The 16237-nt window shown below is 68.6% G+C and carries 11 protein-coding genes; 7 read left to right on the top strand and 4 right to left on the bottom strand.

Annotation, left to right across the window (positions count from 1 at the left end):
- Positions 1-790: 790 nt before the first annotated feature.
- The 4 genes from ACFYZA_RS06685 (at position 791) to ACFYZA_RS06670 (ending at position 2999) form a co-directional block, all read left to right on the top strand.
- Positions 791-1582 (top strand): hypothetical protein, encoded by a 792-nt coding sequence (locus tag ACFYZA_RS06685; protein ID WP_388487873.1) that lies wholly within the window; start codon positions 791-793, stop codon positions 1580-1582.
- A 248-nt stretch (positions 1583-1830) separates the two neighbouring features.
- A complete protein-coding gene (locus ACFYZA_RS06680; RefSeq protein ID WP_388487872.1) occupies positions 1831-2040 on the top strand; it encodes a hypothetical protein in 210 nt (69 codons plus the stop codon).
- Between the two features lie 82 nt (positions 2041-2122).
- The gene (locus ACFYZA_RS06675; RefSeq protein WP_388487871.1) at positions 2123-2542 is read left to right on the top strand and encodes a cupredoxin domain-containing protein; all 420 of its coding nucleotides are present in this window, start codon (positions 2123-2125) and stop codon (positions 2540-2542) included.
- A gap of 10 nt (positions 2543-2552) precedes the next feature.
- Entirely contained in the window at positions 2553-2999 is a 447-nt protein-coding gene (locus ACFYZA_RS06670; protein ID WP_388487869.1) for a hypothetical protein, read from the top strand.
- A 159-nt stretch (positions 3000-3158) separates the two neighbouring features.
- Here ACFYZA_RS06670 and ACFYZA_RS06665 read toward each other — a convergent pair whose 3' ends face one another.
- The 3 genes from ACFYZA_RS06665 to ACFYZA_RS06655 form a co-directional block, all read right to left on the bottom strand.
- Positions 3159-4877: a nickel/cobalt transporter gene (locus tag ACFYZA_RS06665; RefSeq protein WP_388487868.1), complete on the bottom strand. Its 1719-nt coding sequence runs from the start codon at positions 4875-4877 to the stop codon at positions 3159-3161.
- Entirely contained in the window at positions 4874-6217 is a 1344-nt protein-coding gene (locus ACFYZA_RS06660) for a hypothetical protein (RefSeq protein ID WP_388487867.1), read from the bottom strand. The genes ACFYZA_RS06665 and ACFYZA_RS06660 overlap by 4 nt, the downstream gene beginning before the upstream one ends.
- Before the next feature lie 112 nt (positions 6218-6329).
- A complete protein-coding gene (locus ACFYZA_RS06655) occupies positions 6330-7829 on the bottom strand; it encodes a DUF4331 domain-containing protein (protein ID WP_388487864.1) in 1500 nt (499 codons plus the stop codon).
- 1174 nt (positions 7830-9003) lie between these two features.
- Between ACFYZA_RS06655 and ACFYZA_RS06650 the strand changes: the two genes are divergently transcribed.
- The gene (locus ACFYZA_RS06650) at positions 9004-10542 is read left to right on the top strand and encodes a sulfatase (RefSeq protein WP_388487862.1); all 1539 of its coding nucleotides are present in this window, start codon (positions 9004-9006) and stop codon (positions 10540-10542) included.
- Positions 10543-11097: 555 nt separating this feature from the next.
- Here the strand turns inward: ACFYZA_RS06650 and ACFYZA_RS06645 are convergent.
- Entirely contained in the window at positions 11098-12741 is a 1644-nt protein-coding gene (locus ACFYZA_RS06645) for an ABC-F family ATP-binding cassette domain-containing protein (RefSeq protein WP_388487859.1), read from the bottom strand.
- A gap of 716 nt (positions 12742-13457) precedes the next feature.
- Here ACFYZA_RS06645 and ACFYZA_RS06640 point away from each other — a divergent pair.
- Together ACFYZA_RS06640 and ACFYZA_RS06635 are read left to right on the top strand one after the other, a co-directional pair.
- On the top strand, positions 13458-14891 hold the full coding sequence (locus tag ACFYZA_RS06640) for an MFS transporter (protein ID WP_388487857.1): 1434 nt from the start codon (positions 13458-13460) through the stop codon (positions 14889-14891).
- Between the two features lie 416 nt (positions 14892-15307).
- Positions 15308-15811, top strand: a complete 504-nt coding sequence (locus ACFYZA_RS06635) for a hypothetical protein (RefSeq protein ID WP_388487855.1) — start codon at positions 15308-15310, stop codon at positions 15809-15811.
- Positions 15812-16237 lie beyond the last annotated feature (426 nt).

Below are 16237 nucleotides of genomic sequence, written 5' to 3'. Positions count from 1 at the left end.
AACGCATGTTCATGTCAGTGAAGAAGGTGTGCCCGCGAGGTGGAGACCCGTGGTGACGGAGCGCGCACCATGCCGCTCAGCCGTGTCGCACCTGGGTCTTGCAGCTCAGCGACGCATCTCGCCTCGCAGCGGGCTGCCACAGATATCCAGAGCAGGGCAAGTGCCATCCGGCCAACAAGCCTTCCTAGGGCACAAAATGGCCGATTCGAGAGCGAGCCGGCGACGAGTGACGCGAGCTGCCACTCAGGACATGCGACCGCAGCCTCACGGTCTGGGCTACCTTGCCGACCAGCAGCCCCGCCCAGAACGCCGCAACGCGAATTTGCGCAGCCGTCGTGGGGCATCTGGCAGGCGCTGCCGTGCGGGGTCGCCGACTTGCCGCCGCCGGTGGTGACGCTGACCAGGATGTGCGGGCAGTCGCCGTACAGGTCGACAGAGACAATCCGGCCGGCGATCCGGTGCGCGTGGATGGCCTTCGCCTTTCGACTGAGTGGCACAAGGAGCGACCGCGCCTTGACCACCGGGGAGAATCTGGACCTTCCTACGCTTCGGGAGCTCCGGCTGCCGCCCGGCGTCTTCGGCCACCCGACGCCCAAACCAATCCATCGGGCCTTCGGTCACGAATTCATCTTCAGAAGCCCTGTTCGATGCGCCCCGGACCCGGCGTCGGGTTTCTCATCACCACTGCCCCAGGCAGCTGGCGCACCCCGCCCGGAATACGGGCCGGGCACCGCCCCCTGGAGGAGTCATCGCACATCCGAGCGCCGCCACGTAGTTGGAGGAGAGCACGATGACGAAGAGGACAACGGCCAGGGTACTGGCCATGACGGCCCCGCTGGCGCTTCTCGCGCTGCCGCTGGCCCTCACCGGCCCGACGGCAAGTGCGCGGTCGAGCGACAGCACGACCTACATGGCAACGCTCAAGCCCCTCAACCACGCAACGGGCTCAGGCATGTTGATGCTTCAGCTGACCGGCTCCAAGGCCGTGATCACCGAGGACGTCAAGGGCCTCGCCAGTACGTTCATGAAGGCACCGTTCCCCCACGTACAGCACATCCACATCAACGGAATGGGCACGTGCCCCGACACCTCGGCGGACAAGAACAGCGACGGCGTCGTCAGCACCACCGAGGGCGGCCCCGCCTACGGAGCCATCGGCACCACGCTGGGCAAGACCGGCGACACCAGCCCGGCGGCCGGCACAGACATCAAGATCGCACCGTCCGGCGCCCAGTACCACTACTCCCGCACCATCACCCTGGACGCAGCGACCGTCGCCTCGATCAAGGACGGCAAAGCCGTCATCGTCGTCCACGGCATCGACCCCACGACACTGAGCGCCAAGGCCCAGGCCGAGCCGAGCGACCTCGTGCCGTCACTGCCGCTGGCCGCGACCTCCCCCGCGCTGTGCGGCCCGCTCGCCACCTCCCAGATGGCTATGGTCCCCGGCGGCGGCGTGAACACCGGCGGCGGCGGAACCTCCGGCGTACAGGAATCCTGGCTGTTCGTGACCGCCGCGGGCCTCACCGCGGCAGCCGGTGGCGCGATGCTCCTGCGCCGACAGACCAGCCTCGAAAAGTAGACCGTCACGGCCTGGCCGACACGACCCTTCGGTAACGGCCGCCGACACCCACTGGCGTCGGCGGCCACCGCCCTCCTCCTGACACCAGGAGGGACCCTGGCCATCGGGTCTCCAGCCAGCACCACGCGCCCCGGCCTCCGGCTTCGGCCGCGCTGCCTCCTGCGGGCCCGTCCACGGCCTCCACGCCCGGAAACCAATCGCCGAACACGTCCTCCGCGAACGCCTACTTCGAGTCGGTCCGCAAGGAGTTGGGCACCACCACACAGCTCACCGCCGCCCAGGACCTGGGCAACCCCGGGTACGAGTCGCCGGGCGGCACCGTCGTCATCCTCAAGGACGGCAAAACCCTGCGCGTCGACGCCACCGGGATGCCGACGGCCTCCGGGCCCCACAAGCTCTCCCGGGCCGAACTCGCCTACGAGATCGCCAGCGACATCCTCGGCTGCTGGAGCGAGTAGCCGTTGAAACCAACAGCCAGCAGCAAGGCAGGAACCTTACATCCCGCAGTAATCGCGCTACCGCATCAGACAAGGACATGACATGTCCAGATTCCCGACTCGCATCGTGCTTTCGGCGGCCGTGGTGCTGCTGGCCGCGGCAGGTTGCTCCTCGACGGCAACTCCGTCCACGCCGGCCGCGCCCACCGCGTCGACGGCGCAAAGCGCCCCCAGCAGCAAGGCCCCGCCACCTTCAGCACCCACAGCCGCAGCAGCACAGATCACAATCAACAACTTCGCTTTCAGCCCGGCGAAACTGACTGTGCACCCCGGGGAGACCGTCACCGTGGTCAACCACGACTCCGCAACGCACACCGTCACCGCGAGCGCCGGCAGCGCCTTTGACACCGGCCCCATCAACCCGGGCAAGTCAGCGACGTTCAAGGCTCCCGCCACCGCCGGCACCTTCGCCTACGTCTGCTCCATCCACGCGTCCATGCACGGCACACTGACGGTCGGGTAGGTGGCCCTCCATGGCGAGAATTCTCTTTGTCATGCGTGGTGCAGCAGCTGCGGGTCTCGCGGTGGACGCCTACGTCCACCTGGATCTGGCCCACCGCTACTCGCCGATCGCCTCGTCGATCCTCAGTGAAGGCGCCCTGTTCCGCATCGAGGCCGCCGCCGCCATCTTCGCGGCATTGCTCGTGGTGTTCTGGCGGCACCGGGCCGGAGACGCCTTCGCCTGGCTGACCGCCGCAGCCGGACTCGCGGCGATCCTGTTTTACCGCTACATCGACCCCGGAAGTCTCGGCCCGCTGCCAGATATGTACGAGCCCATCTGGTTCACCAGCAAAGTCTGGGCCCTGATCGGCCAGGCCATTGCGATCACGGCGCTGACTGCGCTGATCGTTGGGCAACGGGGAAGTCACAGTGGGCGGCGGCTCGGACCGGCCGCAGGGGACTCCCCCGGACAGGCTTGAACGTGCTCGCGGATCACTACGTCCGAGACATTCAGCTGCCGCTGCCGGGCGAACCCAAGCTGCCGCTAGAACAACCATGCCGTTCGCCGCCTGTTGAGCGTGCCGGACGAGGGAGCCCAGCCGGGCCGGACCCTGGGTGGAGTCGCGGCTGCGCTGGCGTCAGGCGGTTGATGTGATCGCGGTGAGCGTGAGACCGAGTCCGACGACGACCACGAGGAGCGCCGTCATCGCAGGGCCGATAGTGGCGAGTCTGCTCAGGACCCATTGCGCTCGGGGGGACAGGGTGTCACTGCGGGCTTCCAGACGGTCGCGGATGCGGACGAGGAGGAGTCCTGCCGCGGTGAGGGTGGCGGCCATGCCGAGACCGTAGGCGATGACGAGGAGCACACCGAAGGTCGTGCGTCCAAGAGCGACGGCTCCGAGCAGGACTACCAGCGCGGAGGGACTGGGGACCAGACCACCGGCGATGCCCATGCCGATCAAGCCGCCCTTGCCATGGGCGTGGTGGGGAGCATGCTGGCGAGGCGTGCCACTGAGGGCGTGCGTCTCCGGCTTGGTGAGTGTGGCGACGGTGCCGGGATGCGCATCTGCCGCTGGGGTGGGGCGGCGGCGCTGAGGCAGGCGCGGATGGAGGCCGCTTGGGGCGTGGTCGTGGGCGTGAGCCTGCTGTGCGTCGTGGTGTTCGTGCCCGCCGTCGTGATCATGATGATGGCTGTGGCCGTCATGGCTGTGGCCGTCGTGGCTGTGGCCGTCGTGGCTGTGGCCGTGATGGTGGTGGCCGTGATGGTGGTGGTGAGCATGGGTGGGTCGGCCACGCAGGTGGGAGATCAGCAGCCACAGGCCGATGCCGGTGACGATCAGGCCGCTTGCGGCTCCCAGCCAGGTGAGAACGGTTTCACCGGCGAGGTGGGTGGCGGTGGGGAGGGCGAGCCCGAGCACGAGGACGCCCGCGGTGTGAGTGAGAGTCACGGTTGCGCCAACGGCGACGGCGTCGCGTCTCGTTCCCCTGCGCCCCGCGAGGTAGGCGGCCATGATGGTCTTTCCGTGTCCGGGCAGCACGGCGTGCGAGGCGCCGAGGACAACCGCGAGGAGAAGGGCCAGCAGGCCCACAGGCACGGTGAGTTCACGCGCTCCGATCAGCGCGTCGAAGCGTGTGGTGATGGCTTCGACGAAGCCCGGCACCCAGCCGCTCCGGGGCGGGATCGCGGCACCGGTCCCGGCGTCGGAGCCGGCGATGAGGCTGTCGCCGGGTTCGGCGTGCAGGCGTGCGGTGTGCTGGTTCAGCGGGCTCGCGGTGGGATCGGGCGGATAGCGGCGCAGCTCGTCGGTGGGCGAGGTGGCGGGGAGTTCCGAACCACTGATCCGTACGCCTTGGCCCCGGGCGGTCATCTCCCGCCAACCGATGCGCTGGGTGTCGTAGGTGGTGCGGATGGTGAGGTCGGCTGCCTGGGTGAGGTTCGCAGGGGCCGTGTAGGTGCAGGTGAGGCGGCTGGTGTCGAGACCGGCCTGGCCCAGCTGGTAGGCGAGGTCCTGTGCGACCGGACTCCATGGGAGCGGGTGGCCGTTGACATCGGCCTCGAGTTGTCCGCCCAGCAGGGAGCAGGCACGGCGGCTGTAGGTGCGGAGCTCATCCAGGGACGTGTTGCTGTCGTGGTCGAGGTCGATGCGGGAGCGTTCCTGAAGGGTGGAGATCTCCGCGCGGTCGACGATGACCGTCGCCCCGACGTGGTCGGTGTGCAGGGTGAGACCCGTGTGATAGTTCACGGTGAAGTTACCGAGGGGGTGTGCGGGCGCGGCGCTTGCCGGAGAGAGCAGGACAGCAGAGGCGAGGGCCGCGGTGGCGGTGCCGATGGCCGTGCGGCGCAGGATGGGGTTCATGTCGTGGTGCCGATCCGGAGGAGCAGGGCACGCGCCACGGGGGCGTGCAGGGGATGGAAGTGGGGATCGAGCCGCAGAGCCGCCTGGATGTCGTCTCGGGCCGCGGCGTTGTCGCCAAGCGCGTGATGGATGACGGCGCGGTGGTAGTGGAACAGCGCGCTGTGCGTGCCGAGAGCGAGGGCCTGGTCTGCTTGTACGAGGGCCTCCTCATCGCGTCCTGCCTGGTGCAGGGCCCAGGCGTAGGCGTCGTGCACGGCGATGAACGGCCTTGTGTGCAGAGCTTCTTGACCCATGTCCGCGGCCCGTTCGGGACTGCCGTGATCGGCTTCGAAGAGGATCGCGTCGGTGTCGGCCGGGGTGTTGCCGGTGCGGCGGATGGCGTCCTGGGCACGCAGCAGTTCGTACTGCGTGTCGGCTTCGACTCGGTGGCCGAGGGACTCCTGGAGTTCGCCGAGGCCCAGCAGGTAGTGCGGCAGTGGCGCGACGGCGATGGCGGCCTCGTAATCGCGCACCGCGCCGAGCGAGTCACCGAGGGCTGTGCGGGCCCGGGCACGGGCTTCGAGGAGTGCGGAGTCGCCGGGGGTGGTGCGCAGCCCTTGATCAGCCTGTGCCAGGGCTCCTCGGGCATCACCGTCCTGCAGGAACAGGGCGGACAGGCACACTCGGGCGAAGGACTGTTCGCCGGTGGTGGCCGCGGCGGTCAGGGAGCGCTGCATGAGCTCGCGCGCCCGTGCGGTGTTGCCACGCAGCTCGAAGGTGTAAGAGGCGCGGGCCAGCGCCGAGGCGTCGGGGCGCAGGTCGTTCATGCGCTGAACCGCGGTGAAGGAGTCCTCGTAGCGGCCGAGTTGGGTGTAGGCGTCGGCGAGGACTCCGTAGGCGACCGCATTGTAGGGCGCTGTCGCGGTGGCCCGGCGGGCCCAGGTCAGGGCAGTGGGGAAGTCGTGGCGGGCGGCGGCCAGCGCTCCCATGGCGATCTCGGCGTTGGCGTTGCCGTCCGGCTGGACGGTCAGCGACTGTTCCAGTGCCTTCTGCGCGCGCAGGTAGGTGGCGGGATCCGGGGTGGTGCGGGCCTGTTGCACGTAGGCCATTCCCAGGGCTGCCCAGGCTCCGGAATCCCGGGGCAGATGTTTCACCCGCACGCGCAGAGCCTCGATCGAGCCTCTCGCCGCTGGTTGAGCGGCCGGTCCTGAGGCCGGATTCAGGCCGTCATCGCCGGGTGAGAGGCCCACGGCGCCGACGGTGAACATGACCGTGCCCAGGGCCAGCGCGGCGACGGCGCTGCGTACCGTTCGCCGGGCACGCCGTGGCCGGACGTCAGGTGCGGGGGCGTGCTGCTGCATGAGGTGTCCTCCCTTGGTGCGGTGCACGTGTCCGGTGGTGCGGTGCACGTGTCCGGCCCCACACCCCGAGGGCGGGGCCGGACATGTATGACTGCTGCTCTCCGGGGCGAGGTCAGCTGGTCTTCGTGCGGCGGCGCAGGCGCCAGCCGCCGGCACCCAGCAGGAGGACGCCGGCGGCACTGGTACCGGTGGCGATCGTCTGGCCGGTCACATCACCGCCGGCGGTGTGCTTCAGGGCGGACTGCTGGGCCCGGTCAGATCCGCCCGGTCCGCTGTTGACGGACTTGGTGTGGGGAAGTGCCAGGTAGGGGAATGTGGTGCCGAACGGCACCTCGTTGGCGTCGACCTGGTCGCCGTCGGCCAGGGCGGGGACGATCTGCCCGGTCTGGGCGGCGCCCTCGACGGCCTGCAGGGAGATGTCGATGGCGTCGTCCGTCAGCCGCCGGCCGTTCGGGAACCCGGCGAGGTCGCCTGCCAGAACGCCCAGTCGGTTGGGGTTCGCGGCCGGAGGCACGGCCATGTTGAGCCGCAGTTCCTCGGCCGGCACGATCCTGCGCAGGTTGGCGTCCTTGTTGAGGCGGTGGGCGTTGAGGTCGGCCTTGATCGGCCCGCATGCCTTGCAGATGCCGGTGAGGTAGATCTCGAAGAGATCCTTGCGCGGGGTGGCCGGTGCGGGAACCCCGTACACCTTCTGGATGAGCTTTGGCAGGATCGGGTCGAGGACCTTGTCCACGACCGGCTGGACGGTGCGGTCCTGGTCCGGGTTGAGGGTGTTGAAGGCGTCCTTGTACTTGAGCGGGACGACGACTTCGTTGACCAGCGGGTTGCCCAGCCGCGAGACCTGCTTCCAGCGGTCTCCGTGCTGGGAGCGGGAGTCCGAGACCTGCACGCCCTGGCGGTCGGTGGTCGACCAGATGCCGACCACCGGGTTGCGCAAGCTGTTGCCCTTGAGCGCGAGCTGCGACTTGGGGATCTGCAGGGCGACCGAGTTGACGTTGTAGCCGGCCAGAGTGTCCTGGCCGCGCTCGGAGAGGTTGCCGCCGTACAGGAGGTCGAAGACCCGCAGGTCCGCGAAGAACGGGTCCTCGGCCTGTCCTGCGAACGTCCTTCCGCCGCCGGGGAGGCTTCGGACGGCCTGGTTGCGCAGGGACGCGTAGTTCGGCATGGAGGCCGGCCCCACCCGCGACGGCGCGGCGGGGACGTCGTGGAGCAGGACCTTGCTGTCCCCGCCGTGGGAGAGCACCAGGTCGTAGACCTGACGGAAGTTGAGGTCCGGGTCGTTCAGGGAGGTGACGGGGCCGGTGTTGTAGAGGAACTGGTTGGCCGAGTCGCGGACCTTGTTGTGGAACCGCCAGGTGTAGGTGGTGTCGGAGACACCGTCTCCGTCGCTGTCGATCTTGATGTTGTAGCGGAGGTCCTCACCGAAGGCGTAGAAGTTCGGGCCGCCGTTGGGCTCCTCGAACGGGATCCAGTTCGCCAGCAGGGTCACGGAGTCGGGCTTGTCGGGGCTGGTGAACGCGTACACGTCGGTGTTGTCCGCCCGCGGGTCGCCCGCGATCAGCGGTGCCTCACGGTGACTTGAGGCCGCACTGACGCCTGGCGCCAGGGTCATGACGCCCAAGCCGGTCGCCAAGGCGCTTGCACCGAGGACGAGCAGGGAGTGGTCCAGTACGCGGCGCGATCGCGGCGTGCCGTGAGTTGCCTTCACGGAGATCCTTCCGAGCGGGAGCTCCCCCGGCCGGCGGCCTGGAGGGCGCGGCGGGGGAAAGAGGATGCGGCGGAATGACGTTCTGCATCTTGGATGCGTGAATCAGCACGCCCGGGACGCAGGAAAGGCAGCCGATGGGACTGTCGGGGGCTGGGACAGACCTCCAAGCGAACTGCGCAAGCGGCACGAAATCACGCCCGGTATGCCGCCGGGGCCATCTGCATACCCCTCCAGGGCTCTCGCGGGCCCGGGGCATCCGTTAAATCGCAGGCCAGGACGGCGCAACCGCACTGCGACGGCTCGAGAAACCGAGAGCGACACACCCTCGCGCCCTTAGCCCATATGTGCACCAGTAGCCCTATTGCAAACTTCTCGCAATAGCAGCAGGGCTCTGCGCCACTCAGAAACAACCTGGCCGGCCCAATGCAACCCGGTCCCCGCCGCCTACGACGTGATGACAGCACTCCGGTCTCCGTCTCACCCAAACCGGCCCACAACTGGACCCCGGGCCACGAAGCGCATGACGCGTCAGTCGGTAATGCCGAGGGCCCTCGATGCTTTCGTCGCACATCAACTCAACCCTGCCGTTGTCGCGAATCGGCCCGGCAGGGCGCGCACGTCCACTCGGTACGACGATCTTGCACCTGAGGGATGCGACGTCGAGCTGCTTGCCGTCGACGGTCCCACCGGACAGTTCGGGCACTCCCTTGGGTAGCCCGGCAAGGGACACGGCTAGCGCGCCAGAGCCCCTGGCCGCACACCCGCTGACCAACACGATTCCGTCGCCTTGCGGCGGACCACCCCGAGATCGAACGTCCCCTCCGCCGGGTTCCCGTAGTCGACCCCGTCGGGCCTGCGTCGGGCCGCCGTCGCGTGGAGACCGTACGACACCGCACCCGGCTGCTCACCGCTCGGCCCAAATCCCTGGCCGGCGCGGCTTCGTGGGCAGGCAGCGGCACCGTCACAGAGTTCTCACAAAGGCGGTTCCTAGCGTGCGATGAGCCGGTGCCGGGGCGAAGAGCTGGATCCCCGGCGGCCGCGGAACACGATGATCGGCGGATGAGAGGGATCGGTTGCCATGTTCGGCATTCGGCAGTGCCGCCCGGCCTCGGTGCTGGGCGTAGGACTCGCGGTGGCGCTCCTGGCCGCCTGTTCGGGCGGCGGCTCCGGGCACAGCAACGCGTCGGCCGGGACGACATCAACGGCTTCGGGTGGCTCCAGCACGCGTCCGAACATCGTGTTCGTCCTCACGGACGACCTGTCGTGGAATCTGGTGCAGTACATGCCGCACGTCAAGGAGTTGCAGAAGGACGGGACGTCCTTCTCGAACTACTACGTAACGGACTCGCTGTGCTGCCCGTCCCGGTCGTCGATCCTGACTGGTGAATTCCCGCACAACACCGGGGTGTTCACGAACAACGGCGATGACGGCGGGTACGCGTCGTTCAACCGCAACGGTGACGAGAAGAAGTGCTACGCGCCAGCGATGCAGAAGGCGGGATACCGAACCGGCTTCATGGGCAAGTACCTCAATGGCTACCTTCCCGCCGACAAGAACGGCACCTCCGCACCGTACGTGCCGCCGGGCTGGGACACCTGGGACGCGGCGGGCAACGGTTACCCGGAGTTCAACTATTCCCTGAACGAAAACGGCAAGGTCGTCCACTACGGGCATGACCCCAAGGACTACCTCACCGACGTGGTGGCCGGCAAAGCCCGCTCGTTCATCGACGCGGCGGCCACCGACGAGAAGCCCTTCATGCTTGAGCTGGCGACCTTCGCCCCGCACGCCCCTTCCACGCCCGCCCCACGTGACGCACACGCCTTTCCCGGCCTGAAGGCTCCGCGTACCCCCGCATACAACACCCCGTCCACTCCGACACCGAAATGGCAGAGCGGCCTGACGCCCCTGTCCTCCCAAGAACAGACCTCCATCGACCAGAAGTTCGCCAAGCGCGTCCGGTCGGTCCAGGCCGTCGACGACATGATCGCGGGCGTGCGCTCAGAGCTCGGATCCAAGGGCCTTGCGCGCAACACATACATCGTCTTCAGCTCCGACAACGGCTTCCACATGGGCGAGCACCGGCTGCGCCCGGGCAAGCAGACGGCGTACGACACCGATATCAAGGTGCCGCTGGTGGTGGCAGGACCGGGTGTCCCGGCCGGACACACCGTCTCCCAGCTCGCCGAGAACATCGACCTGAGCCCCACCTTCCAGGACCTCGCGGGCGCGGGCACCCCCACAACGGCAGACGGGCGCAGCCTCGCGCCACTCCTGCACGGGCAGAACCCGACCGACTGGCGGCAGGCAGTCCTGATCGAGCACCATCACCCGGTCTCGAAGACGGACGACCCGGACGCGGCCCCCGACAACAGCGGCAACCCGCCCACGTACGAAGCGATCCGCACGGCCAGCGCGCTGTGGGTGGAGTACGCCGACGGCGAGCGCGAGTACTACGACACCACCGCAGACCCGAACGAACTCCAGAACAAGGCAGCGTCGCTCTCCGCTGCCCGGCGCGACTCATTGCACGCGACCCTGGCCGCCATGCAGCACTGCGCCGGAACGACCTCCTGCGGGAAGGCGTCGGCCCTCCAGCCCACCGCAGGCGGATAGACCCGGCCGGCCTCGGCCGGGGTGATTCGGTGTGTATCCGAGGACCTCTTCCGGAACGTAACCACACATGCCTCAGCTTGAGCGCAACAAGCAGGTCGTCGTTGACCACTATCGGACGGCCTTCGGTGGAAATCTCCAGAAGGCGGTCGCCGAACACTTCGGAGACCGCTACGTCCAGCACAACGCCGACGTGGCCGACGACCCGGAAACCTTCAAGCTTCGGCACAGGGTTCACAACATGGGCCCGCCTCGCAGACGACTTGGCCAACGAGGACAGTCCTGCCACGGCCCATTCGGCCCGAGCCAACCTTCAGATCGTGCGGGCCAACCTCGACTGGTACGCCACCACGGCCCGCTACCGCCAGCGCATCCCCGGCGCTTCCTCGGCACTGCCACTGGTCACTTTCACCCTCACCGACACCCATCCTGACCACGACTGCACGACCCGGCCGCCCCATCCCTCCATCGCCTGGTGGTGGAAAGTCCGACACCACCACCAGCGCTCACATTTGCCCGTTCACCTCGATCGGGCTCGTGGCCGGCGCGACTGGGCCGTCACGCGGGGTCGCCGGTGATCTGGCCGTCTTCGAGATGCAGCCGCCGAGTGATTTGTACAGCTTCCAGGAGCCGGCGGTCGTGGGAGACCAGCAACAGGGTGCCGGTGTAGAAGCCCAGGGCGGATTCCAGCTGCTCGATGGCTTGCAGGTCGAGGTGGTTGGTGGGCTCGTCCAAAACCAGCAGGTTCACCCCTCGGCCTTGCAGGAGGGCGAGTGCGGCGCGGGTGCGTTCGCCGGGCGAGAGGGTGGTCGCCTCGCGCAACACGTGTGGGGCGCCCAGACCGAACTTGGCCAGAAGGGTGCGCACCTCGGCGGGTTCCGTCCCGGGCGTGGCGGCGCAGAAGGCGTCCAGCAGAGTTTCGGAGCCGTGGAACAGTTCACGGGCCTGGTCGATCTCGCCGGTCACCACGCCGGAGCCCAGCGCCTGGTGGCCGGTGTCCAGCGGGATACGGCCGAGCAACGCGGCCAGCAGCGTCGACTTGCCGGAGCCGTTGGCGCCGGTAATCGCGACGCGGTCGGCCCGGTCGAGCTGTAGCGACACGGGCCCGAGCTCGAAGTCACCGCGGTGCACGCGTGCTTCGCGCAAGGTCGCAACGACCGCGCCGGACCGGGGGGCGTCGGCGATCCGCATGCGCAGCTGCCATTCCTTGCGCGGCTCTTCGACCTCTTCGAGGCGTTCGATGAGCCGTTCGGCCTGCTTGGCCTTGGCGGCGAGGTTCTCGCTGTTCTCCATGCGCGCGCGACGGCCGAACTTGTCGTTGTCACGGCTGCGGCGCGAGGCGGTGCGCACGCCCTTGTCCGCCCAGGACCGGTGCACACTCGCACGGTCTTGGAGGGCTGCCTTGCGGTCGGCGTACTCCTCGTACTCTTCCCGCGCGCGCAGCCGGGCACGTTCGCGCTCCTGGAGGTAGGCGTCGTAGCCGCCGCCGAACAGGCGCACCTGCTGCTGGGCGCGGTCGAGTTCGAGGACCTGCGTGACGGTGCGGGTGAGGAACTCGCGGTCGTGGCTGACCACGACCGCACCCGCACGCAGGCCGCGTACGAACTGCTCCAGCTGTTCCAGGCCGACCAGGTCGAGGTCGTTGGTGGGCTCGTCCAGCAGGAACACGTCGTAGCGCGACAGGAGGAGCGAGGCCAACTGAGCGCGTGCGGCCTGTCCGCCGGAGAGCGAGACCATGGGCTGCTCCAGCCGGACGCCGAGGCCGAGCGTGGCGGCGATGTGCTCGGCGCGCTCCTCAAGGTCGGCGCCGCCCAGGGCCAGCCAGCGCTCCAGGCCGGTGGCGTATGCGTCGTCCGCGCCGGCGAGGCCATTGGCCAACGCCTGTGCTGCGCTGTCCAGGGCGTGCTGGGCCGCGGCGACACCAGTGCGACGGGACAGGAAGGCGTGCACGCTCTCGCCCGGGCGCCGGTCCGGCTCCTGGGGCAGATAGCCGATGGTCGCCCCGGCCGGGGCCGCGCGTACTTGTCCTTCCTCCGGCTGGGCGAGCCCGGCAAGCATCCGGAGCAGGGTGGACTTGCCCGCCCCGTTGGCCCCGACCAGGCCGACCACCTCACCGGCTGTGACGGTCAGGTCGAGGCCTGAGAACAGGGAGACGCCGCCGCGGCCTGCGGCGAGATTCTTGGCTGTAAGGGTTGCGGTCATGAGGTCACCTACCGGAAAAGGGTCCGTCACCTGAGGTGACGGGGAACGGGTGCATGAGGATCGGCACGCGCTCGGTATGGCGACGGGCAGGCGGGGTGCGGCACGTCCGACAGCGGACGCGGGGCCGGGACACAGGGGACACAGGGTTCCTCACCCGGCATCCAGAAGGGTCGGGGAGGGCGCAGAGGTCGCACGCACACCACCACCGCCGGCATGGCCGACCGCGGCAGGGCAGCACGGGAGAACGCCGTGCTGACAGCAGGGGCACGAACCTCAGATGCGCAAAGTCCACCTCAATCGGCGACAACAGAACCGCCAACCACGGTACACACCGACCGCATCAACAGGCCATCCATCTTTCGGCTGAGGCCCTACGAGGCAAGTCCCGGCTCTCTCCTCCAGCCCCCTGCCCGCTTTGCGAGGCCGGCGAATCGTCCCGTACGCTTTTCGGATCCCGTCGGCTCCGCCTCTATCGGATCCGGCCTTGCACGCTCCGAGGAGAATCCGATCCGCCAGGCCCTGTAGCCGCTCGTCTTGAGGCTCTTCCCAGTCGTCCGCCACGCCGGACGACTGACGTATGCCTCGACGACGGCGCCCTCCGATGGCCTGGGCTCCGTAACACCCTCTCTTGCTTCACCCTGTCGCGCTGCCGGCGTACAGGGGCCTGCCCAGGCACGCCCCTGCCCCGCTTCCCACCGCACGCGAACAGGAAACTCGTGTTCACCGACACCCGCCCGCGTCCCGCAGAGTCCGGCCACAGCACCACAGTCATCTTGGCCGTGGTGCTGATCGCCGAGCTGATGAACGCGCTCGATGCCTCCATCGTCTACACCGCCCTGCCCCTCATCCAGGCTGACACCGGCGCCTCCAGCGCCGCGATGCAGTGGATCCCCGCCGCCTACGCACTCACCTTCGCCCTCGGCCTGATCACCGGGGGCCGCCTCGGCGACCTCTACGGACGCAAGCGCGTCTTCCTCGCCGGAACAGCAGCCTTCACCTTGGCCTCGCTCCTGTGTGGGATCGCGACCGGTCCGCGACTTCTGGTGGCCGCACGCGCCCTCCAGGGCGTCGGCGCGGCGGTGATGGTGCCGCAGGTCCTGGCCACCATCGCGGTCACCTTCCAAGGGCCCGCCCGCGCCAGGGCGTTCGGCCTGTATGGCGTGGTCATGTCGCTCGGCGGCATCCTCGGGCCGGCCCTGGGCGCCGTCCTGACCGCTGCCGACATCGCCGGCCTGGGCTGGCAGATGATCTTCCTGATCAACCTGCCCATCGGACTGGCCACGCTCGTGTTCGGAAGCCGGTTCCTTCCGGAGTCCCGCGCACCGCGGGCCCAACGCCTGGACCTGGTAGGCGTCGTGCTCTCCGCCGCCTCGATGCTTCTGATCGCCTACCCCCTCACTGTGGGCGGCGAGCAGCACTGGCCTGCCTGGAGCCTGGCCATGCTCGCCGCCGGGGCCGTCGCTCTGGCCGCGTTCGCCCTTCAGCAGCGGGCCAAGACCGCCCGGGACGAATCGGCGCTCGTGGCCCTGCCCCTCTTCAAGAGCCGAGTCTTCACCGGCGGACTCGCCGCCCAGCTGGTCTTCGGCCTGATGCTCGGCGTATTCCTGCTGACCTGGGTCCTGTTCATGCAGGACGGCCTCGGCCTGACACCGTGGCAGTTCGCCCCGGCCAACATCGCCATCTCCGTCGGCGGCATGGCCGGCGCGATGCTCGCCTCCAAGTTTGCGGGCCGACACCTGCGCCGGGTCCCGCAAGCGGGAACGCTGCTGATCGCGCTCACTCTGGTCGGATACCAGTTGCTGATCTGCAGCCACGGCACCCACCTGCCGTTCGCAGCCGCGGCCGCCCCGATGCTTCTGATCGGGACCGGTCTGGGCGCCCTCGGCGCCGGACTGTCCGGGCTCACGCTCAGCCAGGTCGGCGTCGACAACGCCGGTTCCGCCGCCGGCCTGTTCAACACCGCCATACAACTGGGCACCGCCCTCGGATTGGCCACGGCGTCGGTCATATTCTTCAACCAAGCGCCCGCAGGCAGCCACGGCGTGGCCGTGACCACCGCCTTCGCCGGAACCATCTGGTACCTCATCGCAGCCCTGGCCCTGATGTGGGCACTCATGTTCACGCTCCCAAAACCCGCCAAGGACGCCTAATCCTCAAGTCCGCCTCTCGCCGGGGCGGGCCCTCGGCCCTATGCAGAACCGTCCATCTCCTGCGCCGCTCGCTCATTCTCGGCGCGGAGTCGTGTATCAAGGGCTGGCGCTCTGGGCGGAGCCGGCCAGGTCCCGCAGGTGCGGCTACGGGGCGATGGGGTCGGGCCGGTTCGGAGCGGGGCCAGCCGGTCGCCGATGATCTGCAGGGCCCATCGACGCGCTGGGAGCGCCCGTCACCGGTCGCGATGGTGCCCGGCAGACGAGCGTGGCCAGCCACGCCGGACGTTGTCGCCGCGCCCGGATGCCCCGCCCAGCGCTCGCTGGAACAGAACGGCAGGCGTGGGGCTTGCATCAGACCTTCAGTCCAGGCCCTATGACAGCGACAATCGTACTGTCAAGCAACATGGGGGGTGGCGGTGGCGCAGTCGGAAATCCCGGTGGCGTTCATCGGACTTGGTGGCGCGCTGGCCGGCGCGGCAGCCACCTTGGCCGTGGGTCGGATCTCGGGCCGGCACACCGTGAACGCTGCTGTGATTGCGAAGCTGGACGGGCTGCAAGACGAGTTGACCAAGTTTTGCTCTCCGTTCGTCGAAGCCAGGATCCATCTCTCCCCAGTTCTCAGTGGACAGGTCCCCGCAGATCCTTGGAGAGATCTGGCACCGCCGATGTCGCGGGGAGCACCACGCTGGACCTCGATGGTGGAGGAGCCGCTCCGGTTGTGGGAAATGCCGGGCAACGTTCGGCGAAAGGCCGACTACGTTGATGACGAAATGCGGTCGCATCAGTCACGAGGCGCCTTGCAACTCGTGCCTCTCGTGCACATGGCCGTCAGGGAGCTGTACCAGGAGACCCGGGTGCTGATCGATACCTACACGCGAGAGTTTCGGCTCCTGGCCAAGCGTGGGATGGGCGTCATGTAAAGCCAGCCCCGGGAGGACGCCTTCAGGATTGCCGGACTGCCCAATTCGCGGGGTGCTTACACCCCGTCTATGACTATCTGTCAGACAGTCCCCCCACGACATAGCAACCCCGTTTCGCTGGACTCCCCGGTGGGCCGGCCCGAAGCAGTTCGGCGGCAACCGATGCCGCTGGAGCACCAGCCTGCGCGACGGCCGGCCCTCCCCCATCACCTTGCGCGCGATCTCGTTCGCCGATCGGCATATGCGTCAACTTCACTTCCGAATCTGGGGTGTTGGGCGACAATTCCGGGTTGTCACACGCGCGGCCCGGAGCTCGACGGAGCGAGCCAGACGGCGCCCCCAACGCCACCGTGGCGGGAGGCACCGCCGGGTATCACCCCGTGCCGGTCCGGCAGGTGGTTCCTGATGCCCGTACCTTCGCGCGAC

It is taken from the genome of Streptomyces sp. NPDC001828, assembly GCF_042892175.1.
Taxonomy (GTDB): Bacteria; Actinomycetota; Actinomycetes; order Streptomycetales; family Streptomycetaceae; genus Streptomyces.
Note: the sequence above shows the minus strand (reverse complement) of the source record. Positions and strands in the feature narration are given on the sequence as shown.

Excerpts from the sequence above, each read along its gene's own strand:
- ACFYZA_RS06675 (WP_388487871.1), top strand. The coding sequence starts at position 2,123 with ATGTCCAGATTCCCGACTCGCATCGTGCTTTCGGCGGCCGTGGTGCTG.
- ACFYZA_RS06655 (WP_388487864.1), bottom strand. The coding sequence starts at position 7,829 with ATGACCCTGGCGCCAGGCGTCAGTGCGGCCTCAAGTCACCGTGAGGCA.
- ACFYZA_RS06645 (WP_388487859.1), bottom strand. The coding sequence starts at position 12,741 with ATGACCGCAACCCTTACAGCCAAGAATCTCGCCGCAGGCCGCGGCGGC.
- ACFYZA_RS06650 (WP_388487862.1), top strand. The coding sequence starts at position 9,004 with ATGTTCGGCATTCGGCAGTGCCGCCCGGCCTCGGTGCTGGGCGTAGGA.
- ACFYZA_RS06660 (WP_388487867.1), bottom strand. The coding sequence starts at position 6,217 with ATGCAGCAGCACGCCCCCGCACCTGACGTCCGGCCACGGCGTGCCCGG.
- ACFYZA_RS06685 (WP_388487873.1), top strand. The coding sequence starts at position 791 with ATGACGAAGAGGACAACGGCCAGGGTACTGGCCATGACGGCCCCGCTG.
- ACFYZA_RS06665 (WP_388487868.1), bottom strand. The coding sequence starts at position 4,877 with ATGAACCCCATCCTGCGCCGCACGGCCATCGGCACCGCCACCGCGGCC.
- ACFYZA_RS06670 (WP_388487869.1), top strand. The coding sequence starts at position 2,553 with ATGGCGAGAATTCTCTTTGTCATGCGTGGTGCAGCAGCTGCGGGTCTC.